The organism is Protofrankia sp. CiP1_Cm_nod2, from assembly GCF_920664355.1.
Classification (GTDB): Bacteria; Actinomycetota; Actinomycetes; order Frankiales; family Frankiaceae; genus Protofrankia.
The window spans coordinates 1-1,566 of record NZ_CAKKTL010000118.1; the positions used below are offsets into that span (position 1 = coordinate 1).

A 1,566-nucleotide genomic window follows, 5' to 3' on the forward strand; every position below is an offset into this window, starting at 1 on the left:
GTTCGGCCGGGCTGGGCACTGGTGGTTCCCGTCCCCTCCGGCGGGTCGGGTGAGGTTCCGTAAGTCCGGCGGGCATGGTCCTGACCGAGGCCGAGAGGGTGTGTGGGGGCGGATGGCCGCAAGGCTGTGGGGGCGGGAGCGCCTGTCGTGAGACGACTTCTCATCTGGCTGTCCGGGGCGAACCCCCAGATCCTGGACCGCTGCCCGACCGACCGGGCGAAGTACGTCGGTATCGGCAGCGCGGTGCTGACCACGTCGCTCATGGCTGCGTCATCCTGCGCGTTCGCCCTGCACATGGGGCTGAGCCTGCCGATCGCCACCTGCGTTCTCGTCGGCGGGGCGTGGGGTCTTGCGATCATGGGCCTCGACCGGTGGCTGGTGGCCTCCGTGCAACGTCGGGAGCACTGGTACCAGAACCTGGTCATCGCGCTTCCGCGGCTGCTGCTGGCGGTGCTTATCGGCCTGGTCATCTCGACGCCGCTGGTGCTGCGCATCTTCGAGCCCGAGATAGAAGCCGAGCTGGCCACCATGCACCGTGAGAGCGCCGACCAGTTCGACCGCGACATGCAGAACGACGAACGCGCCAGGCAGATAAACGACCTCAGGGCCCGGCAGGCCCAGTTACAGGCGACCGTCGCCTCCGGCGGCGCCGTCGCGGACGTCAGCAAGGATCCCGAGGTGGCCCGCCTGCAGCCGCAGGTCGACGCCGCCCGAGAAAAATACGACGCGGCCGAGCAGGCCGTGGTCTGCGAGAAGGAAGGACGGCCGGACTGCGGCAGCGGCCGGCCCGGCGCCGGCATCGCCTACAACGAGAAAGTCGCGATCCGGGACAGTGCCAAGGCCGACCTCGACAGACTCCAGGGCCAGCTCGACCGGGCCATCAACGTGGCGCAGACGAACCAGAACGCCTCGCGCACGTCCACGCTCGCCAACGCCCAGTCGGAGCTGAGCACGGTCAACGCCCAGCTCGACGGCCTCGTGAAAGCCCGTGCCGCGGACACCGCCGCGTTCAACGCCAAGAACAGCGACGACACCGGCATGCTCATCCGCATCGAGGCCCTCGACCGGCTGACCTCCGAGCGGCCCGCCCTCGGCTGGGCCCATCTCCTGCTGCTCCTTTTCATCACCTCGATCGAGTGCCTGCCGGTCTTCGTCAAGTTCCTGATGTCGCTGGGGCCGCCGACGCTCTACGAACAGTTTGTCGAGATCGAGGAACGCAGCCGGCTGCAGATCGAGAAGATGCAGGGCCGCGAGTGGCAGATGGAGGCATCCCTGGAGGTCAACGCCGCACGTGAGGCCAAGGCGGCGGAGATCGAACGGACGGTCCAGAGAACCGTCCGGGCTCAGGCCGACGTCGCCGAGAGACTTCTCGACAAATGGCGGGAAGACGAGCTGCGGCGTATCGAGGCGGATCTCGGCAGCTATCTTGTCGCCGGCCCGCGGCCGGCCCCGAACACCCGGCCCTCCGGCAGGGCCGCCGACTTCCCCTACCCGAGCGACTTCCCGGCATCGCCCACCCGTGACCAGCCATCCCCGGAGCGGTACCGGGCGGATAACCGGGACGAC

1 protein-coding gene is annotated in these 1,566 nt (G+C 68.7%); it reads left to right on the forward strand.

The features are described from left to right. Window positions 1-147: 147 nt before the first annotated feature. Window positions 148-1,566: DUF4407 domain-containing protein (locus NBW84_RS14245; RefSeq protein WP_250285211.1), on the forward strand; the 1,419-nt coding region annotated here is incomplete at its 3' end.